Below are 19778 nucleotides of genomic sequence, written 5' to 3'. Positions count from 1 at the left end.
CTTTAAATTTAAAATAAAGCTTCATCCATCTCTTTTGGAATGCTAAGTCCCATAATCTTTAAAACACTAGCTGCTATATTGCTAAGTCCCATACCTTCTTTTATCTTTTCAACCCCCTTTGCATGAATAAAAACAAAAACATCAAAAATTGTATGATTTGTTAGTAAATCTCCATTTTTATCTTGCATTGCTTCGCAATTTCCATGATCTGAGGTAATGATAAAAGCATAATCATGCTTTTTAGCACACGCAACCACCCTACCCAAACACTCATCCACACATTCAACCGCACTAACTGCAGCTTCAAAATCACCCGTGTGTCCTACCATATCGCCATTGGCAAAATTTACTACGATAAAATCTTCACCTTTTTCAATGCCCTTAATCACCTCATCTGTAACTTCTTTAGCACTCATTTGAGGCTTTTCATCGTAAGTTTTTACCTTTGGACTTGGGATTAAAATTCTTGTTTCATTATACTCTAATTCTTCTTTTCCACCATTAAAGAAAAAAGTCACATGAGCGTATTTTTCTGTTTCTGCAGTGTGTAATTGGCTTAAATTTGCTTTTGCAATCACTTGTGCTAAAGTATTATTAAGCTCTTCTTTTTCAAACATTATAGGCAATTTAAAACTCTCATCATACAAACTCATAGTAATAGCATTTTTTACAAACACTTCTTTTGGAAATTCATTAAAACTTTCTTGAGTTAAAGAAGCGACTAATTGACGCATTCTATCATTTCTAAAATTGATAAAAATCACACCATCTTCAGCCTTAATACCATCAAAGTTTTGACTAATAACTGGGGTTAAAAATTCATCTGTGATATTTTCATCATAACTTTTTTGTATAAATTGTATAAAATCACTACAAATTGGTGCTTTAGCAAATAAAGCATCATAATAAAGCTTAGTTCTATCATAACGCTTATCCCTATCCATAGCATAAAATCTTCCTGCTAAAGAAGCAAAGCAAATTTCTTCTTTTTGACAAAAATCTTGTAAATTTTTTATAAATTCCAAACCTGAATTTGGCGAACAATCCCTACCATCGCTAATTGCATGAGCAAATACTTCTTTATTTTCTTGTTTACAAATTTTTAAAAGTGCATTAAAATGCGTATGCATAGAATGCACCCCTCCATCGCTATAAAGCCCTATAATATGCACTCTTTTACATTTTTGCAAAAGCTCTTTTAAGGCTTTGTTATCTTTTAAAGTATTATCTTCTATGGCCTTATTTATCTTAACTAAATTCTGATAAATAATACGGCCACTTCCTATACACATATGCCCTACTTCGCTATTTCCCATTTGGCCTTCAGGCAAACCAACTGCTAAACCACTTGTTTTTAATAAAGTATTTGGCACTTGTTTAAAAAGTTTTTCATAATTAGGTTTTTTAGCATGAAAAAAAGCATTAAAGTCTTGATTTTTATTATATCCTATACCATCTGTTATCACTAAAATACATTTTTGACTCATTTTTTACTCTTTTTTATAATTTATTTATATGATTTTACTAAAATTATGCTTTTAAAAAACAAATACAAGGTTAAAATTTTGCTTTATCTTACAGAATATACAAATTATATGTTTTTTTCTTATATTAGTGTGCGCGCTGGGTTTGCTTTTTTTATAGCATTGTTTTTAAGTTTATATTTCATGCCTAAATTCATTAAATGGGCACAAAATAAAAAAGCAAACCAACCTATTTATGCTTATGCTCCAAAAACACATCAAGAAAAATCTCATACTCCAACCATGGGTGGATTAGTTTTTATCTTTGCAACTATCATAGCTAGCGTTTTAAGTGCTGATTTAAACAATACTTTTGTAATTGTAGGCTTATTGTGCTTGATTTTATTTTGTATAATAGGCTTAGTAGATGATTTAGGAAAAATCCTAAAAAAAGACAATCACGCAGGTCTTAGTCCCAAAATGAAACTTTTAGGGCAATTTAGTGCTGCTTTTATTTGTGTTGCATTGTTGTATTTTTTTAATACAAACACTGAATTTTATCTACCATTTTATAAACATGCTATTTTTGATGGCGGGGTATTTATGCTTTTTTTATGGATTTTAGTTATAGTTTCAAGCTCTAATGCTGTAAATTTAACCGATGGGCTTGATGGCTTAGCCACCGTTCCTTCTATATTTTCTCTTTTAAGTCTTGGAATTTTTTTATATTTAAGTGGTAATGCTATTTATAGTTCATATTTGTTCTTACCTAAAATTCAAGGGCTAGGAGAACTTGTTGTTGTGAGTGCAGCATTAGTCGGTGCTTTGATGGGATTTTTGTGGTATAATTGTTACCCTGCACAAGTATTTATGGGAGATAGTGGAAGTTTAAGCATAGGAGCCTTTTTGGGTTATCTTGGTATAGTTAGCAAAAATGAAATTTTACTTTTACTTATAGGTTTTGTATTTGTTTTAGAAACCATTTCAGTAATTTTACAAGTTGGAAGTTTTAAAATTTTCAATAAAAGAGTATTTAAAATGGCACCTATTCATCATCATTTTGAAAAAATAGGCTGGGTAGAAAATAAAATCATTGTGCGATTTTGGATGATAGCCTTACTTGCTAATCTTATAGCATTAATAAGCATAAAGTTAAGATAATGAAAATTTCACTTTTTGGATACGGAAAAACAACCAAAGCCTTTGCACAGCGTTTTAAAGAATGTGATATTTATGATGATAAATTTACAAACATTAGTAAAGATGAATTTGAAAATACACTTTTACCACCAAGTGAATTTGATCCTTTAAAAAGCGATTTAGAAATTCCAAGTCCTGGTTTTCCAAATGATCATTTTCTTATACAGCAAGCAAAAAATTTAAGTAGCGAGTATGATTTTTTTTATGATGGCATGCCAAAAAGCGTTTGGATAAGCGGAACCAACGGCAAAACTACCACAACCCAAATGACATATCATCTTTTAAAACACATTAATGCACAAATGGGTGCTAATATAGGAATTCCACTAGCACAAATGGATGCTAATGCAAATTTGTGGATTTTAGAAAGTTCTTCTTTTTCACTTTTTTATACAAAAATTGCAAAACCTGAAATTTACGCACTTTTGCCTATTACACCTGATCATCTTTCATGGCATAAAAGCTTTAAAGCCTATGAACAAGCTAAACTTAGCGTGCTTGATAGAATGAATGAAAATGATGTGGCTATATTACCTAAAAAATACGAAAATTATCCTACTCATGCATACATTATAAGCTATGAAAATGAGCAAGATTTAGCTAAAAAAATGCAAATTAATATAGACAAAATTCATTTTAAAACTCCATTTTTACTTGATGCATTAATAGCCTTAAGCATAGAAAAAATCATACTTGATCGTTGTTCATACGAACTTTTAAATGAATTTAAAATAGAAAAAGATAAGTTAGAAGAAATATATGATGATAAAAAAAGACTTTGGGTTAATGATACCAAAGCAACTAATTTAGACGCTACTTTAGCAGCATTAAAACGCTATAAAGACAAAAAAATTCATCTTATCATAGGAGGAGATGATAAAGGTGTGGATTTAAGTGAATTATTTACTTATATGAAAAATCTAAACATAGAACTTTATGCCATAGGAAAAAGCACAAATAAAATGCTTGATTATGCTAAAAATGTAAATTTAAAAGCTCATTATTGTGAATTTTTACCTAAAGCTGTAGAAGAAATAAACTTAAATTTAAAAGAAAATGAAGTAGCTTTGTTAAGTCCAGCTTGTGCAAGCTTGGATCAATTTGATTCTTATGCACATAGAGGCGAAGTGTTTAAAAAAAGCATAAAACAACTAAGCTAATATTTCTTTTTGGATTTGTTTTATCAAAAAATCACAAAAATTTAAAAACTTTTCATTGGGTTCTTTATTTTTATGATAAATTATAAAAAGCTCTCTTGAAATTTTAAAATTTTTTAATTTCACTTGAAATAATTTTTTATTTTCTAATTCCTCTTTAACGCTAAATTTTGGCAAAACAGCTAAAAAATTTCCTTTTTTAATTAATTCTTTAATCATAGCTGTTGAATTTAACTCATAAACTAAATTTAATTTTATATTTTTTGGTAAAGCATTTACAAAAACTTCTTTTGCACCCGAACCTTTTTCTCTGCTAAGCCATTGATAATCTTTTAATTCATCTATAAAATACTCTTTATCTAATTTTTTATTGCTTACAACTATAAGTTCATCATCACAAATTTTAATTTTTTCCAAATCTTTATCTTTGCAAATTCCTTCTATAATGCCTAAGTCTATTTCTTTGTCTAGAATATTTTTTATAATATTTTTACTATTATCTAAAGAAAGCTCAAGTGTTATTTTTTCATCCTTTTTATTTAAAACCCCTGCTAACAAAAAAGTTCCTACATTTTGACTTACTTTCATACTTAATTGATAATTTTCATCATTTTGCATTAAATTTTCTATGCGTTGAAATTCTATCATCAAAGGTGTAATTTGCTTTAAAAACATTTTTCCTTTTTCATTTAAACTTAAAAATTTAGCATTTCTATCAAATAATTTTGTATTTAAACTTTTTTCAAGCTCAAAAATAGCCAAAGATAAAGCAGATTGAGTGATATTTAATTCCTTAGCACAGGATCTTAAATTTAAATTTTTACTTAATGCTTGAAAATACCTAAGCTGCTTAAAAGTCATATTTTTCCTTTGATAAATATTTTTAATCATTATATCAAATAAAATTAATTTTTCTTATCATATAAAAAGCGTTAAAATTATAAAAAAATTAAAGGATAAACATGCATACTAAACATAAAAATATATATAAAGGCAGAAAATTTGAAGGATTTTTATTATTATTTGTTCTTGCATTTTGTGCATTTGCTATTTCTCAATTGAGTTTCTTTAAAAATTTAGGAATTTCAGCACTTATCATAGCAGTTTGTCTTGGAGCTTTAATAGGCAATTTTGCAAATCAAAATGCAAGCTTGCTTAAAAAAACAGGCGTTTTAAACATAGCCACAAAAGAAATCTTAAGACTAGGGATTATACTTTATGGATTTAGAATCACTTTTAATGATATACAAAAAGCTGGTTTAGAAGGAATTATCTTAGCTTTTATTATAGTTTTTTCTACTTTTTTTATAGGGCTTATTTTGGGAAAATTATTCAAGCTTGATTTAAAAGAAAGCATTTTAATTAGCAGTGGTTCAAGTATATGTGGTGCAGCTGCTGTGATGGCTAGCGAAAGTGTGGTAAAAGGAGGCTCTTCAAGAGTTGGTGTAGCAATTTGCACGGTTGTTGTTTTTGGAACTATAGGAATGTTTTTATACCCATTAGCTTGGAATTTAGGTTTATTTGATTTTTTCAATATACATCAAATGGGGTATTTTATGGGCGCTACTTTACATGAAGTTGCACATGCTGTTGCAGCAGGAGAAGCTATACAAGCAGGCGATGGTGCAGTTATAGAAAAAATGATTAGAGTTTTAATGTTAGTTCCATTTTTAATATTTTTAGCTATTTTTTCATTAAAATTTTTAAGCAAAGAAAAGGAAAAAGTATCAATTAAAAACAATATTCCTTATTTTGCTTTATTATTTTTACTTGCAAGTGTTATTAGCTCGCTTGATATTTTAAATACCCCATTTTCTATAAATTACATTAAATCAAATATCGAAACAATTGATACTTTATTATTGTCTATATCTATGGTTGCTTTAGGGGTTAATATACATAAAGATGTAATTAAAAACGCGGGTTTAAAACCATTTTTAATGGCATTTTTATTATTTATTTGGTTAATAAGTTCTGGAATTATACTAACAAAAATATTTATGTGATTAACTTAAATTATTTAGGTAAGCTATTTTTGCTTACCTGATTGATTTATCCAAAGTCCCATAGCAATTACGACAATAACCTGCCCTAAAAATCCTTGAAAAACACTAAATAACCTTAACAAAGAACTCACAGGGGTTACATCGCCAAAACCGATTGTTAGCATTGTTACACCACTAAAATAATAACAATCTACCAATCCTTTAAGTCTATTTTGAATTTGAGGTTTTAAATTTTCATTTAAAGTCCAAAAATTTTCTATGCCCTTGATTGGAGTTTGATATTGTGCTTGTATGATAATTTCTTGAAGTTTTTCTAAACTTTCATCTTTGTGCTTTTGACTTACAATTAATAAACGATTGTAATTATCCACATCGCAAGAAAAATAATACAAATTTCCATATGCAAACCAAATTAAAACATAAGCATACAAAATCATTAAAAATTTTTCTTTTACATTGATTTTATTGCTAAAAGCAGCCCAAATACTAATAAGCAAAAACACCATCAAAGCCATAGCTACCATAATAGGAATAATATTTAATATAAAAAACAAAAGCTCAGAAGTAATTTTTCCAGTAGCATAAATAGCAAGTTCATCAAATATAAAACTACAAATTAATGGCACAAGTGCCAATAAAGTCCAAATAAATAAAAATTGTTTAGAGCTTTTATGATAGATATTTATATAATGATTTAAAAGTCTATTATATAGCATTTAGCGTATAAGCAATAAAGGCTTTTTAGCCTTAGTTAAAATTTCATTTGTTAAGCTCCCAAATAAAATACTTTTTAACCAATGATGAGAATAAGCACCCATAATCAACAAATCTACATCATTTTGTTCCCAAAAATCAAATAAAGCTTGGCTAACTTCCCCATTTAAGTGTTTAGTTTCAACTTCTAAATTTACATTTTTAAAAAGTTTACTTACATGTTCTAATAACTCACAAGAATTTTTTTCATCTTTTGAAACATTAACCACATAACGCTTTGCTTCTTTAAAAATTGGTTTTTGTATAGCTTGTTCTATAGCTTTTTTAGCTAAATTGCTTCCATCATAAGCCATCATAACGCTATTTATCTCTTTAAAAGAAGAATTTACAAGTAAAATAGGCACATTTAAAGCTCTTACTAATTCTTCAGTGTGGATACCTATTTTGTTTTTTCTTCCACCACCTTTTAATCCAGCTATTGCAAGTCTTATTTTTCCATTATAATCTTTTAATACTTCTTCTAAGTCTCCATCTCTTTGCACGCTAAAACACTCTTTTACACCCTGATCTTTTGCATAAGCACAAAATTCATTTAAAATTCTTTTACCTTTTTTAAAAAGATTTTCGTTCTTTTGAGTTTGCTCCTCTACTAAATCTTCTATCACACACCCACTAGCTCCTATACCAAAACTACAAGCTAACTCTGCGTTTGTAAAATTTGGCTCTATAGTATATAAAAACATCAAAGTTAAATTTAATTTTTTAGCTAAATATACACCATAATCTACACTTTCCTTACAAGGTTCTAACACATCTATACATACTAGAATTTTTTGTTCCATATTTTATCCTTTAGCCTTTTGAGCTATTAATACACCTTCTATGATTTTTTTAATATCCCCATCTAAAATACTATCTACCTGCGAAAATGCTTTATTAGAACGATTATCTTTTACTTGTTGAAATGGAAAAAGCACATAAGAGCGGATTTGATGCCCCCAACCTATTTCACTTTTTTCACTCGAATTTGCTTCATCTTGTTGTTTCATAAGTTCAAGCTCATAAAGACGTGATTTTAGCATTTTAAATGCGGTTGCTTTGTTTTTGTGTTGGCTTCTATCATTTTGGCATTGCACTACTATACCACTTGGCATATGAGTTATACGCACAGCTGATTCAGTTTTATTTACATGTTGGCCACCCGCTCCACTTGCTCTATAATAATCTATCCTTATATCTTTTTCTTCAATTTCTATTTCTATATCATCATCAAGTTCTGGTGAAACCATCACACTTGAAAAACTCGTATGGCGACGCCCAGCACTATCAAATGGAGAAGTTCTAATAAGACGATGAATTCCATTTTCAGCTTTTAAATACCCATAAGCATTATCACCTTTTACCAAAAAGCTTACATTCTTAATTCCTGCTTCATCGCCTTCTTGAAAATCAAGCGTTTCTACTTTAAAACCTTCTCTTTCGCAAAATCTTAAATACATTCTATAAAGCATACTAGCCCAGTCATTACTCTCAGTCCCACCAGCTCCAGGATGTATAGAAACTATGGCATTTTTATTATCATTTTCACCGCTTAAAAGCATAGAAATTTCAAGATTTACTATAACATCTTCTAATTTTGAAGCATCATTAAATAAAGCTTCTATAGTTTCTAAGTCATTTTCGCTATTTGCTAGATCAAAAAGCTCGCTTGCATTATGCACTTCATTGTATGCGTTTTCATAGTTTTTAAGTAAATTAGAAATTTTTGTTTTTTCTTTGCCTATTATGCCAGCTTGCTTAACATCATTCCAAAAAGAAGGGGAATTTTCTAAATCTTCAATTTCTTTTAATCTTTTGATAATTTCTTGAGGTTTTATGATATTTTTAATGTTTTCTACTTTGTTTTCAAGTGTTTTTAATAACTCGCTGTATTCGTAATTATCCATAAAATTTTCTTTCTAATTTTGATATAATTTAATCTTGTAATTTTAGCAAAAAAATAAAATTTTTAAAGTGAGAAAAATGCCAAAACTTTTTTTAATGTCTTTAGGTTGTAATAAAAATTTAGTTGATAGTGAAATCATGCTTGGGCGTTTGAGTGCGTATGAAATTTGTGATGAACCTAGCATTGCTGATGTTTTGATAGTAAATACTTGTGGCTTTATAGAAAGTGCTAAGCAAGAAAGTATAAATGCTATTTTATCTTTGCATGAACAAAGAAAAAAGGATTCTTTATTGGTTGTAACGGGTTGTTTGATGCAACGCTACCGCGAAGAACTTATGAAAGAATTACCTGAAGTTGATTTATTTAGCGGGGTTGGGGATTATGAAAAAATAGATGAAATGATACTTAAAAAAACTAGCCTTTTCTCTAATTCTACTTATTTGCAAGATAAAAATACAAAACGCATTATTACAGGATCAAATTATCATGCTTTTATAAAAATAGCCGAAGGGTGCAATCAAAAATGCTCATTTTGTGCTATACCTACTTTTAAGGGTAAATTAAAATCAAGGAATTTAACAAGCATAGTTGATGAAGTAAAAGAACTTGTAAATAAAGGCTATAAAGATTTTTCATTTATTGCTCAAGATACAAGCTCGTATTTGTTTGATCAAGGACAAAAAGATGGACTTATAAAACTCATAAAAGCAATAGAAAGCATTCAAGGGGTAAAAGCAGCTAGAATTTTATACCTTTATCCAACAAGCATTAGTAAAGAACTTATAGAAACAATCATTGCTTCTAAGGTTTTTGTGAATTATTTTGATATGCCTTTACAACACATAAGCGATAATATGCTTAAAATCATGAAACGCGGAGCAAACAAAGCAAAAATACTAGAACTTTTAAATTTGATGAAAAAAGCTCCAAATTCATTTTTACGCACCGGTTTTATAGTGGGTCATCCTGGAGAAAGCGATGATGATTTTAACGAACTTTGTGCGTTTTTAAAAGAATTTGAATTTGATAGAATAAGTATTTTTGCTTATTCTAAAGAAGAAGATACTGCTGCTTTTAATATGGAGCAAATTCCTAGTAAAATCATACATGCAAGGTTAAAAATCATAGAAAAAATCGTAGATGAGTGCATAGAAAAAAGTTTTGAAAAAGAAGTGGGTAAAAAAGTTTTAGCCTTTTGTGAAGGACAAAGTAGTGAAGGAGAATTTTTTATAGGGGCTAAGGATATGCGTTGGGATAAAAATATCGATGGTGAGATTTTAATCAATGAAAGCGAATGCGGGGATTTAATAATGGGTGAACTTTATGAGTGTGAAATAAATCAAAATTTAGATAAAAAACTCATCGCTAAGGCTTTGAGAAAGGAAATAATATGAAAGAAAAAACCATAGAAGATTTAAAATATATTCAAGAAAGAAAAGCTGTGCAAAAAGCTATCAAAATTGCCAAAAAAGAAATAAAAAAACCTGAAGTTTTAGCTGTTTTTAAAAGATTAAAAAATAAATGAAATATTTAAATTTTGATGAAGTCATTCTAATACACGATCTTATAATAAAAGAAACAGGGGGACTTATCGGGTTTAATAAAAATTCTATAGGATATTTAGAATCAGCACTAAATCAAATAAAGATTGATGATTTTTATCCTAGTTTTAGTGATAAATTAACTCATTTAATGTTTGCTTGTATTAAATTCCATCCATTTAATGATGGTAATAAAAGAAGTTCTATTTTTATTGGTATGCACTTTTTATTAATCAATAACAAGACTATAAAAGATTTTGCTATAAAATTTGAAGATATAGTAGTTGATGTTGCCGAAGATAAAATTAGCAAAGAAGAACTAAAACAATTAATAGAAAAATTTTTAGAAATTAAAAATGATAAATAAAAAATATATTAATATCTTAAAACAAAACAAAAATCTTTTAGCTTTTTCTCATGGGAGTGATTCTAGTGCTTTATTTTTTATGCTTTTAAAGCAAGATATAGAATTTGATCTTGCTTTGATAAACTATAAAACGCGTTTAAATAGCGATTTAGAAGAGCAAAGTGCTAAAGAATTAGCACAAAAATACAATAAAAAAATCTATACAAAAACAGCCAATAAAATAGAAAAAAATTTTGAAGCAAATGCTAGGGCTTTAAGATATGAATTTTTTGATGCAATTTGTAAAAAATATAAATATCAAAATTTAATTTTAGCTCACAATTTAAACGACAAATTTGAATGGTTTTTAATGCAATTTAGCAAAGGTGCTGGCATGGTTGAGCTTTTAGGTTTTAAAGATATAGAGCAAAGAAAAAACTATACTATAATCAGACCTTTGTTAAATACTTCCAAAAATGAAATTTTGGCTTTTTTAAAACAAGAAAATATAAAATATTTTGATGATGAGAGCAATAAAGATAAAAAATACTTTAGAAATAAAATAAGAATTAATTATGCCAATACCTTTTTAAATGAATTTGAAAAAGGGGTGAAAAAAAGCTTTGAGTATTTAGAAAAAGATTTAAAAGAAGAATACATCAAAGAATTCAATGGTATATACATCACTTATAAAGATGAAAGTTTAATTGCAAAATGCTTTAAATACCTTGGAGTGCTTTTGAGTGCTAAGCAAAGAAAAGAAGCTATGAGTAAAGATGGGGTTATTTCTCATAAAATAGCCATAGTCTATATAGAAGATAAAGCTTTGATTTTTCCTTATGTAAGAGTTGAAAAAATCCCAAAAGATTTTAAAGAATTATACAGAAAAGCAAAGCTCCCAAAACATTTAAGAGCTTTTTGCTTTATGAAAAATATCGATATAAAAGAACTTTATGAGTTTTTAAAAATACAACCCACCACTTAAATATAATTTCATTCTATGATCATCATCGTATTTGTATTTATGTAAAGCTCTTGCTCCATCTAATTTTATATAATACTCATTAGGTTTATTATAAAGAATTTGCAAACCAACAGCATCTAAAAAATAATCATCTTCTAATCTATCTCCAGATTTTTCATACCAAGCATAACCTACATCATAAAAAGGAGTGAAATAAAAATTTGTATTTGGTATGTTTATTCTTACACCAAAATTAGCTACTATGGTATTATCTCCATCACCTTCTCCATTATCATAAGCTCTTACTCCATAAGCTCCACCTAAAGAAGAACTTTCAGAAGAATCAAGTTCAAAATTTCCTAATACTTTTTGATAATTTACACTAAGAGTATGAGTGATATACTCATTAAAGCTATAATAATTATTTAAACTAGTATTTAGTTTTCTAAACCAGCCAAAGCCTTTAGCTCCACTTTTGTTTGTATTTCCAAATGCACTAACACCATCATCATTTACCTTACCAATGGTTATTTTAGCACTATAGCTTAAGGCATTATTTTCTATGCCTCTATATAAACCTTCTAAACCAAAGCTTCCTACATTAGAGCTTTTATCAAATGTTAAAAGATCTAATGTAACATCACTTAATATCTTATGATAAAAACTAGAAGTTACATAAAAAGATGAAATGGTATTAATCCATATAGGGTATGAAAAATCTGCTCCAAAATTTCTTGATGTTCCGCTAAAACCTAAACCTTCATAATCTCCACCTAAAGAATAACTTCCTTGTGATATACTAGGAGTAATTTTTAAATTCCCCAAAAAGAAAGTATAACTTGCTCCATAATTAATCTGTCTTTCATTAGAACTTTGTAAATAAAAATTATAATAATCTCCCATATTAAATATAGAATTAAATCCCATACTAATACCTGCTCTATATTCTCCTGAGCTTTCTATGCCATAATTGTCTGCATACATTAAAACATTAGCTTTAGTATCAGGTTCTACTTCTATGATAACATCAGTTTGTCCTACTTGTGCTCCAGCTTGTAAGCCTGCTAGAGTTTGCACTCCATACATTTCATTTACTTTATATACGCTATCTTCTATAAGCTTTGTTGAAATAATCCTACCTTTAATTCTCTCATTTAGCTTACTTTTTATAAAAGAGTCTTTTATAGCGGTATTATTTTTTATAACATATCCACCTAAGGTTCCCAAAGAAATATTAATTTGTATGTTTTCACCATCAAATTCTTGCTGAGGCACATAAGCAGTAGCAGCAGGATAACCATTTACTTGAAAATAATAAGCAATGATATTTGATATATCTTGCAAATCTTGTAAGCTAAATTTTCTTTTTTTAAATTCACTTACTAAATCATGTAAATCTTTTTCATTAATACCTAATTTTTTAAAACTTGTTCCTTCATTAGTTAAAACAAATTTATAATTTGTAACAATACCTTCTTCTTTTTGTGTAGTTTTATCTTCTTCTTGGAATTTTTCTTTTAATTTTTCTTTTTCTTGCTCTAATTCTTTTTTAGCATCTTGGATTTTTTCATAATCTTTTTTTGTTTTTAAGTCCTCTTTTAAGGCTTTGTTTTGAGGTATATTTCTATCAGGGGATAATTCTATGATTTTTTCATATTCGTTTTTAGCTATAGTTATACTGCTAGCTGATAATAAAGAACTAATAGCTATAGTGCTTAGTAAGATTTTTTTCATTTGGTTTTTCCTTATTGGATTTAATAGCTTTTTTAAAACTATTTAAGTAAGTATTAGTCTTAATATTTACTTAAATAGTTTTTAATTTATTTATTTAAAATGTTTATTATATTTAATTTTTTCTTAAATATAAATATAATTTTTATTTTTTTAAATTATTTATATATTTTATATTATAAATTTATTTTAACATTGATTATATAAATTAATTTTATTTATATTTCTTTTGTTTATTATATATTAACTTTAATATGGTTTAATAACGATGTTTCTTTAACAAAACTCGTTATTAACACTAGAAGTAAATTCTAGTGTTAATTTAATCCCTCTAATACATTTCTACCGCACAAGGATTCATGGTTTTAAAATTATCACTTACTATACAAATTCTAGCTCTTTGAGTAGTAGCTGCTTCGTCTATTTCTTTTTCTTCTTCCTCTTCTTCTATGGTATTATCACCTATTAAATTAAGTGAAGCAGTTTGTTCAAAATCTTGATCATATTTAGGAAGTTCTGGTTTGTTTGGTTCATCTGGAATATTTGGTGTTTGTATATTAGAGGAAAATTCTAAAGTTTCTAATTTGCCCTTTATTTTAAAATTAGTATAAAAATAATTTTCTTTGATATTGAAATTATTTTCTATATTAGAATTAACAAAATCAACTTTATTTTTATAAGCATTTAAAGTGGAAATGTAAGCTTCTAACTCTTTTAAGGTGTTTGTAAATTCAGGATTAGATATACTCATTTCTTTGTTGTTGATTTTTTCTACATATTCATTGTATATTTTTAATTTTTCATTATATTTTGCTAACAAGTCTTTAAATTTAGAAATATCACCTTTAGCATCATTTATCATAGGTTGTATTGTATTTACAAGATAATTTTTCAAAGCTAAAGCTTTAGTGTATTTTTTATAATTATCACTTAATTTATCTTGCATACCATTTTGTTTATAAAGTTGTTCTAAAAAATCTAAACTTTCAGAAATGGATTGTAGTGTAATAACCTTACCATTTACACTAGAATCTTTAAAGATTATGTTTCCAAGATCATCTATATAAGCGGTATAATCTCCATCTAAAATATCATTTAGTATATCTTCAATAACATCTATGTATAAATCATCTTTTTCTAAATTTACTTCAATTACACTTGGAATTTGTGGTGTTGATGGCTTGCTTGGTTTAGATACTATAGGCTCATTTACATTAAAATCATTAGTAAGAACTAAACATTTTTTACCGCCACCACAATCAATTTCTTTTAAGCCTTGTAATTTCAAGCTGTTTTTAAAAGTTTCATATCCGTTAGTATCATAAGCATGCAAAGTAAAATCTTTACCATTCCCACTTTGATCAGCTGTTGCATTAGTTAAAGTTCCATTTTTATAATAAATATGATTATTTTTAAAATAATAAGTAGCTTTTTTTGTGCGTTTTTGTCCATAAAATTTACCAATTTTAAATGTTCCTTGATTAGAATTAATGATTGCTTGAGGATCATAATACATAAAAATATTTTCAAGTGTAGCGGTAGGATTATTATATGAACCCAACTCCCCAGCAAAACCACCCAAACTAGAATTAAAACCACCTAAAATAGTAAATTTTCTTATATCATTTAAAACAATATTTTTAAAATATCCTTCAGAAATAACCCCAGCAAAACCACCTAAAATAGCAAATTTGGCTTTTGATGATTTTATCTCACCCAAATGATTAATGCTGATATTTTCATATTTACCATTACCAATATGCCCTATAAATCCACCTATATTTGCATTTAATCCATTTTCTGCAAAAATAGAATTTATATTATTAATAGAAACATTATTTATACTTACATCTTTATATGTATGTCCAGCAAAACCGCCTACATTATGAACCTTATTAGTTTTTGCACTAATATTATTTATATTGCTTATAGAAATATTTTGCAAAATTGCTTTTTTAGAATTATCATTTTCATTTATACGGCCAGCAAAACCACCTAAATATAAAGAATCTGCAGTTGCATCGCTTTTAATGGTAGTAATATTATCAATTTTAATATTTGCAAAATCACCACCATAAATTCTTCCAGCAAAACCACCTGTATATGAGAAATTGTTTGAACTAGAGGTGGAGTTAGCATATATATTTTCTATAGAATTAATATTACTTAAAGAAATATAATCAAATTTAGTATTTGTTGTATTACCAACAAATCCACCCACATGAATAGAAGAATTTCCTTTGTTCATTCTTAATTCACCTTTTATTTTTTGTATATTGCTTACTAAAATATGTGAAATATCATCATTATTACTACTGCCAATAAAACCACCTATAGATAAATTTATGTGCTTATCAAAATCACCATTTATATCTACTTTTGATTCAATCAAATCAATGGATTTTAATTGTATTTTGTTAAAGGTATTGCCACTAGAATAACCCACAAATCCACCTACATTTTTACTAGAACCTGTGATATTTCCTACATTTTGTAAAATTATATTTTCGATATGACTATTTTTTAAACTACCAGCAAAAGCTCCGGTGTTATTTCCTGTTGAGTGAATATCGCCATTTTTATAATCTATTTTTAAATTTTTTATAGTTGAATTTTCTAAGCTTCCAAAAACACCTGTATTGCTTTGATTTGAGTTTATATTGATGTTTTTAAGTGTATAACCTTGCCCATCAAGATTTATACCATTAGCATTAATCATCATATTAACACACTTTCCAGAACTCAAGCAATAATCTGCATAGTTTTTATTTTGATTACCACCAAAATCTATATCACTAGTGAGCTTAAATAAGTTAAAAAATCCTTGCATATTCAAAGAGCTGCTTAAGTCTTTTGCAAAATACCACCAATCTTCTACATCAGCTATAGTCGCATGTTTGGTAAATCTATTATCATTTCTGTCTTTGATATAAGTTTTACCATTTAAATTTTCTTTTCCACCTTCATAATCTTTTGCTTCAAAATTATTCGATAAATAAAAACCCTTAGTGCCTTGTTGAAAAAAAGCTTTTTCATAAGCACTCATTATAATTTTATTTGATTTTACTTTATCAGCTTGTATATTTACTTCATTGCCTACTAAATGAATTTCATTAGCTGTTTTGCCACTTGAAGTTTTTAAAGCATTACCACTAGCACCTTCATTATGCATACCATGGATATTACCATTTTGTATATCTACTTTATTGCCTATAAGCAATACTTTATTAGCATTGATATTACCCAAATTTACTACATTGCCAAGTTTATTTGCTTTAAATACAGGAGAAAAAGAAGCACCTTGTTCTTTAGTTAGCTTTGCAAATTTATTCATATCCTCATTACTCATAGATGAAGTAGAAGCTACAAAGCGATTAGCATTGATAGTTCCATTTTTAGTGATGATTACTCCATTAGGATTGATTAAAAATACATTATTACCGCTTGCATTTAATAACCCATCTATGGTAGATTTATTTGTTCCATGAGCAATGTTTAGGTAGTTTTGTCCACTTTGTCCTTTTCCAAAATGAACCTGTGCGTCTTTGCCTATATTAAAACCACCACCCCATTGGATAACAGAATTAACTTTATTACCATTTATATGCATATTATTACCGCTGACATTTATAGTTCCACTTGTGCCATGAGTAAATTTACCACCACTTGGCAAGGCATTAGGACTAATTGCTGCTAAAGGTGAAAAAAGTAATGAAGCAACTACTCCTGAAAGTAAAATGTGATGGATTGTTTTATTTTGTGTTTTCATTGTTTTCTCCTTAATACCCTACCACGCAAGGATTCATAGTTTTAAAATTATCACTTACTATACAGGTTTTAGTTCTTTGAGTAATAGCTGCTTCGTCTATTTCTTTTTCTTCTTCCTCTTCTTCTATGGCATTATCGCCTATTAAATTTAAAGACGCAGTTTGTTCAAAATCTTGATCATATTTAGGAAGTTCTGGTTTGTTTGGTGTATCAACATCTGGACTTTGAGGATTATGCACAAAATCAGTTGCAAAATCACCCAAAAATTTAAAATTACTATAACCATAATTTTTATATGCAATATTTTCTTTGTTTAGATTATCCGCTATAGCATTTACTTTATCTCTTTTTTCTTGTAATATTTTTGCCAAAGTATTGATTTTATCAAGGCTAGCTAAAAAAACAGAATCATTAATACTCATTTGGCCACTTTCTATTTTTTTAACATAAGAATTATAAAGCATTAATTCTTTTTCGTATTCTGCATATGTTTTGTAAAAAGAATTTTTATCGTTGTCAAAAAGGTGCTTTTGTGCATTCACAAATTCATCTTTTATTTTCAAAGCTTTATTGTATTTTGTATAAATACTTTTTAATTCATTAGCTTCCCAAGTTGAATTTTCCTCTTTAAGTTTATCTAGAAAATCCAAACTTTGTTTAATAGAATCTAATGTAATCACCACTCCATTTACACTACTTACATGGAATTGAATTTCACCAAATTTATTTATACTTACTCTATATTTTCCATTTAAAATATCATCTAATATAGCTTGAACAACTTCTTTGTTTAACCATTGATTTTGAAATTCTATATTTTCATTCTTTATAGCTTCAACATCTGGTAAGCTAGGTTTTCCAACATTAGAAGGTGTGTTTATGCTAGGAAGCTTAATGCCTTTTATGGCATTTGCAAATTCTTGTTCTAGCTCATTAGTATTGTATTTTTTTAGTAAAGAAAGATCATGTTGATTATTAATCCCATTAAAACTTCCGTTTTTATGATATATTTGTATATTGTTTGTATTTGCTTTTAAAAGATTTGTAAATATATCTACATTATTCTTATCATTTGCACTAATTACAGCATTAGGATTAAAATAAATAAAAATATTTGTGAAATTAGAATTATTACTTTTATCGCTATCTTCTTTATTGCCAAAGCCACTAGCATAAGATTTATTGCCTGTTGCAACGATAGAAGTTATATTTTTTATAGCTATGTTATTAAATTCAAAACTTACCTTTCCATTATCGTCTGATAAAGCTCCAAAAAAACCTCCAGAACTAGCTACAGATTCATCACCAATTGCATTGGATTTAATATTTTCAATGTTTGATAAAGTAATATCAAAAAATCGTATTTTTTCCATACCAAAAAGCTCTCTAGTTCTAATGCTACCAACAAATCCTCCAGAAGATACATCACCACTACTATTTGTGATAATATTATCTATATTACTAAGCTCTATTTTGTTAAATAATGTATCATTACGCTTATCTGTACTAATATGTCCTATAAAACCTCCAGCTCTAGCAAATGCAGAATATTCATCGCCTATTACTTCTATTTTATTTATATTATTAATTTTTATATTTTCAAATTTACTAGATGTAGAGCCGCCTACAAAACCGCCTACAAAAACCCACGATGAGCCCTTAGAAGATATATTATTAATATTTTCAAGACTTATATTACTAAAATTACTTTGTTCACTATAACCTATAAAACCACCAGCATTGTAACTAAATCTATCGCTATTGTTTATTATACTGCCTTGGTTATAATCTATTTTGATATTTTTAAAAGTTGCGTTATTAACTCTTCCAAATATACCAGAAAAATCAGCACCTGTTATATCAGTCGTATCTATATTAATATTGCTTAAAACAAACCCTTGTCCATCAAAAGTTTTATTAAAAACATTATCATATTTAGCAGCCACTATCATATTAGTACAACCTAGCCCATCTATACAATAATTTGCATAGTTTTTATTTTTTCCATCAAAATTAATATTATTAGTCAGTCTATACTCATTTGCGACACTTCTAAAACCTTCTTTGTTATCATTCCAACCTTTAGCAAAATGCCACCAATCTTGCACAGAACCTATACCCACATATTTATATACTTTAAAATTGCTATTTGAATTTCTATATTTATCAAAAACTAAAAAAGAATTAGGATTATAATAATATCCACTAGCATTTAAGTACATAGAACCTTTATCTGCAGAAATTTTTATATTTTGAATTTTATCTCCATTTATATTGCCAACATCTATATATACTTCTTTACCTTCTAATGTAATATTATTAGCTGATATAAATTTATCTTTTTCAGTATAGTTTGTATTTGCATTTAAGATTACTTTATTGCCTTGAAATGTAATGTTTTTAACATCAAGAATACCACCCATATTAACTACATTACCACCATTTGGTTTAAATACAGGTGAGAAAGTTGCATAGTCTATAGTCTTTCCATTTGCGTATTGTCCGTTTGCAAATTCTTGCATAGCCTTGCTATCCATCGATGAAGTAGAAGCTACAAAGCGATTAGCATTGATAATTCCACCTTTTTCTATGATTACTCCATTAGGATTGATTAAAAATACATTCTTACCACTTGCATTTAATACACCTGCTATGGTAGATTTATTTGTTCCATGAGCTATGTTTAAGTAGTTTTTACTATTACCACCAAAATTTACACTTTCACCTTTATTTATATTAAAACCACCACCCCATTGGATAACAGAATTAACTTTATTACCATGTATATTCATAGTAGTGTTATTTGGTTTAGTTATAGTTCCACTTGTGCCATGAGTAAATTTACCACCACTTGGTAAGGCAAATGCAGGTGAAAAAAGCAATGAAGCAACTACTCCTGAAAGTAAAATGTGTTGGATTGTTTTATTTTGTGTTTTCATTGTT

Annotated in this window: 15 protein-coding genes; 7 read left to right on the top strand and 8 right to left on the bottom strand. The window is 27.8% G+C overall.

The window, feature by feature from the left end; translation table 11 throughout:
• Positions 1–8: 8 nt before the first annotated feature.
• Complete coding sequence (gene gpmI, locus CPEL_RS01400) at positions 9–1487, bottom strand: 2,3-bisphosphoglycerate-independent phosphoglycerate mutase (protein ID WP_044598301.1); 1479 nt, start codon at positions 1485–1487, stop codon at positions 9–11.
• Positions 1488–1565: 78 nt separating this feature from the next.
• On the opposite strand from gpmI, the gene mraY reads away from it, so the two are divergent.
• Positions 1566–2624, top strand: coding sequence for a phospho-N-acetylmuramoyl-pentapeptide-transferase (gene mraY / locus CPEL_RS01395; RefSeq protein WP_044598300.1), 1059 nt, complete (start codon positions 1566–1568; stop codon positions 2622–2624).
• The gene (gene murD / locus CPEL_RS01390; RefSeq protein WP_044598299.1) at positions 2624–3823 is read left to right on the top strand and encodes a UDP-N-acetylmuramoyl-L-alanine--D-glutamate ligase; all 1200 of its coding nucleotides are present in this window, start codon (positions 2624–2626) and stop codon (positions 3821–3823) included. Before mraY ends, murD begins: the two co-directional genes overlap by 1 nt.
• On the opposite strand, the gene CPEL_RS01385 is transcribed toward murD, so the two are convergent.
• Positions 3815–4681, bottom strand: coding sequence for a transcriptional regulator, LysR family (locus tag CPEL_RS01385; RefSeq protein WP_044598298.1), 867 nt, complete (start codon positions 4679–4681; stop codon positions 3815–3817). The two genes, murD and CPEL_RS01385, sit on opposite strands and share 9 nt — an antisense overlap.
• Before the next feature lie 101 nt (positions 4682–4782).
• Here CPEL_RS01385 and CPEL_RS01380 point away from each other — a divergent pair, with 101 nt between their 5' ends.
• Positions 4783–5826, top strand: coding sequence for a YeiH family protein (locus CPEL_RS01380; RefSeq protein WP_044598297.1), 1044 nt, complete (start codon positions 4783–4785; stop codon positions 5824–5826).
• A 23-nt stretch (positions 5827–5849) separates the two neighbouring features.
• Here the strand turns inward: CPEL_RS01380 and CPEL_RS01375 are convergent, their stop codons facing one another.
• The 3 genes from CPEL_RS01375 to prfB all read right to left on the bottom strand — a co-directional run bounded on the left by CPEL_RS01375 (position 5850) and on the right by prfB (position 8486).
• On the bottom strand, positions 5850–6452 hold the full coding sequence (locus CPEL_RS01375) for a potassium channel family protein (RefSeq protein ID WP_235362650.1): 603 nt from the start codon (positions 6450–6452) through the stop codon (positions 5850–5852).
• A 90-nt stretch (positions 6453–6542) separates the two neighbouring features.
• A complete protein-coding gene (locus CPEL_RS01370; protein WP_044598295.1) occupies positions 6543–7382 on the bottom strand; it encodes a universal stress protein in 840 nt (279 codons plus the stop codon).
• Between the two features lie 3 nt (positions 7383–7385).
• On the bottom strand, positions 7386–8486 hold the full coding sequence (prfB, locus tag CPEL_RS01365) for a peptide chain release factor 2 (RefSeq protein ID WP_044598294.1): 1101 nt from the start codon (positions 8484–8486) through the stop codon (positions 7386–7388).
• A gap of 76 nt (positions 8487–8562) precedes the next feature.
• Between prfB and rimO the strand changes: the two genes are divergently transcribed.
• From rimO to tilS, 4 genes are read left to right on the top strand one after another with little or no spacing between them, the layout of a single operon-like run.
• Positions 8563–9879 (top strand): 30S ribosomal protein S12 methylthiotransferase RimO, encoded by a 1317-nt coding sequence (gene rimO, locus CPEL_RS01360; RefSeq protein WP_044598293.1) that lies wholly within the window; start codon positions 8563–8565, stop codon positions 9877–9879.
• Positions 9876–10010 carry a hypothetical protein gene (locus CPEL_RS09625; RefSeq protein WP_256378931.1) on the top strand — a complete coding sequence of 45 codons (135 nt, stop codon included), beginning with the start codon at positions 9876–9878 and terminating at the stop codon, positions 10008–10010. Before rimO ends, CPEL_RS09625 begins: the two co-directional genes overlap by 4 nt.
• The gene (locus CPEL_RS01355; protein WP_044598292.1) at positions 10007–10393 is read left to right on the top strand and encodes a type II toxin-antitoxin system death-on-curing family toxin; all 387 of its coding nucleotides are present in this window, start codon (positions 10007–10009) and stop codon (positions 10391–10393) included. Before CPEL_RS09625 ends, CPEL_RS01355 begins: the two co-directional genes overlap by 4 nt.
• Complete coding sequence (tilS, locus tag CPEL_RS01350; protein WP_044598291.1) at positions 10383–11357, top strand: tRNA lysidine(34) synthetase TilS; 975 nt, start codon at positions 10383–10385, stop codon at positions 11355–11357. Before CPEL_RS01355 ends, tilS begins: the two co-directional genes overlap by 11 nt.
• Here tilS and CPEL_RS01345 read toward each other — a convergent pair.
• The 3 genes from CPEL_RS01345 to CPEL_RS01335 all read right to left on the bottom strand — a co-directional run bounded on the left by CPEL_RS01345 (position 11334) and on the right by CPEL_RS01335 (position 19774).
• Entirely contained in the window at positions 11334–13070 is a 1737-nt protein-coding gene (locus CPEL_RS01345; RefSeq protein ID WP_044598290.1) for a ShlB/FhaC/HecB family hemolysin secretion/activation protein, read from the bottom strand. The two genes, tilS and CPEL_RS01345, sit on opposite strands and share 24 nt — an antisense overlap.
• A gap of 328 nt (positions 13071–13398) precedes the next feature.
• On the bottom strand, positions 13399–16836 hold the full coding sequence (locus CPEL_RS01340) for a two-partner secretion domain-containing protein (RefSeq protein WP_044598289.1): 3438 nt from the start codon (positions 16834–16836) through the stop codon (positions 13399–13401).
• Between the two features lie 10 nt (positions 16837–16846).
• Positions 16847–19774, bottom strand: coding sequence for a two-partner secretion domain-containing protein (locus CPEL_RS01335; protein WP_044598288.1), 2928 nt, complete (start codon positions 19772–19774; stop codon positions 16847–16849).
• Positions 19775–19778 lie beyond the last annotated feature (4 nt).

Source organism: Campylobacter peloridis LMG 23910 (assembly GCF_000816785.1).
Classification (GTDB): domain Bacteria; phylum Campylobacterota; class Campylobacteria; order Campylobacterales; family Campylobacteraceae; genus Campylobacter_D; species Campylobacter_D peloridis.
Note: the sequence above shows the minus strand (reverse complement) of the source record. Positions and strands in the feature narration are given on the sequence as shown.

Excerpts from the sequence above, each read along its gene's own strand:
- gpmI (WP_044598301.1), bottom strand. The coding sequence starts at position 1,487 with ATGAGTCAAAAATGTATTTTAGTGATAACAGATGGTATAGGATATAAT.
- murD (WP_044598299.1), top strand. The coding sequence starts at position 2,624 with ATGAAAATTTCACTTTTTGGATACGGAAAAACAACCAAAGCCTTTGCA.
- CPEL_RS01385 (WP_044598298.1), bottom strand. The coding sequence starts at position 4,681 with ATGACTTTTAAGCAGCTTAGGTATTTTCAAGCATTAAGTAAAAATTTA.
- CPEL_RS01380 (WP_044598297.1), top strand. The coding sequence starts at position 4,783 with ATGCATACTAAACATAAAAATATATATAAAGGCAGAAAATTTGAAGGA.
- CPEL_RS01370 (WP_044598295.1), bottom strand. The coding sequence starts at position 7,382 with ATGGAACAAAAAATTCTAGTATGTATAGATGTGTTAGAACCTTGTAAG.
- prfB (WP_044598294.1), bottom strand. The coding sequence starts at position 8,486 with ATGGATAATTACGAATACAGCGAGTTATTAAAAACACTTGAAAACAAA.
- rimO (WP_044598293.1), top strand. The coding sequence starts at position 8,563 with ATGCCAAAACTTTTTTTAATGTCTTTAGGTTGTAATAAAAATTTAGTT.
- CPEL_RS09625 (WP_256378931.1), top strand. The coding sequence starts at position 9,876 with ATGAAAGAAAAAACCATAGAAGATTTAAAATATATTCAAGAAAGAAAA.
- CPEL_RS01355 (WP_044598292.1), top strand. The coding sequence starts at position 10,007 with ATGAAATATTTAAATTTTGATGAAGTCATTCTAATACACGATCTTATA.
- tilS (WP_044598291.1), top strand. The coding sequence starts at position 10,383 with ATGATAAATAAAAAATATATTAATATCTTAAAACAAAACAAAAATCTT.
- CPEL_RS01345 (WP_044598290.1), bottom strand. The coding sequence starts at position 13,070 with ATGAAAAAAATCTTACTAAGCACTATAGCTATTAGTTCTTTATTATCA.
- CPEL_RS01340 (WP_044598289.1), bottom strand. The coding sequence starts at position 16,836 with ATGAAAACACAAAATAAAACAATCCATCACATTTTACTTTCAGGAGTA.
- CPEL_RS01335 (WP_044598288.1), bottom strand. The coding sequence starts at position 19,774 with ATGAAAACACAAAATAAAACAATCCAACACATTTTACTTTCAGGAGTA.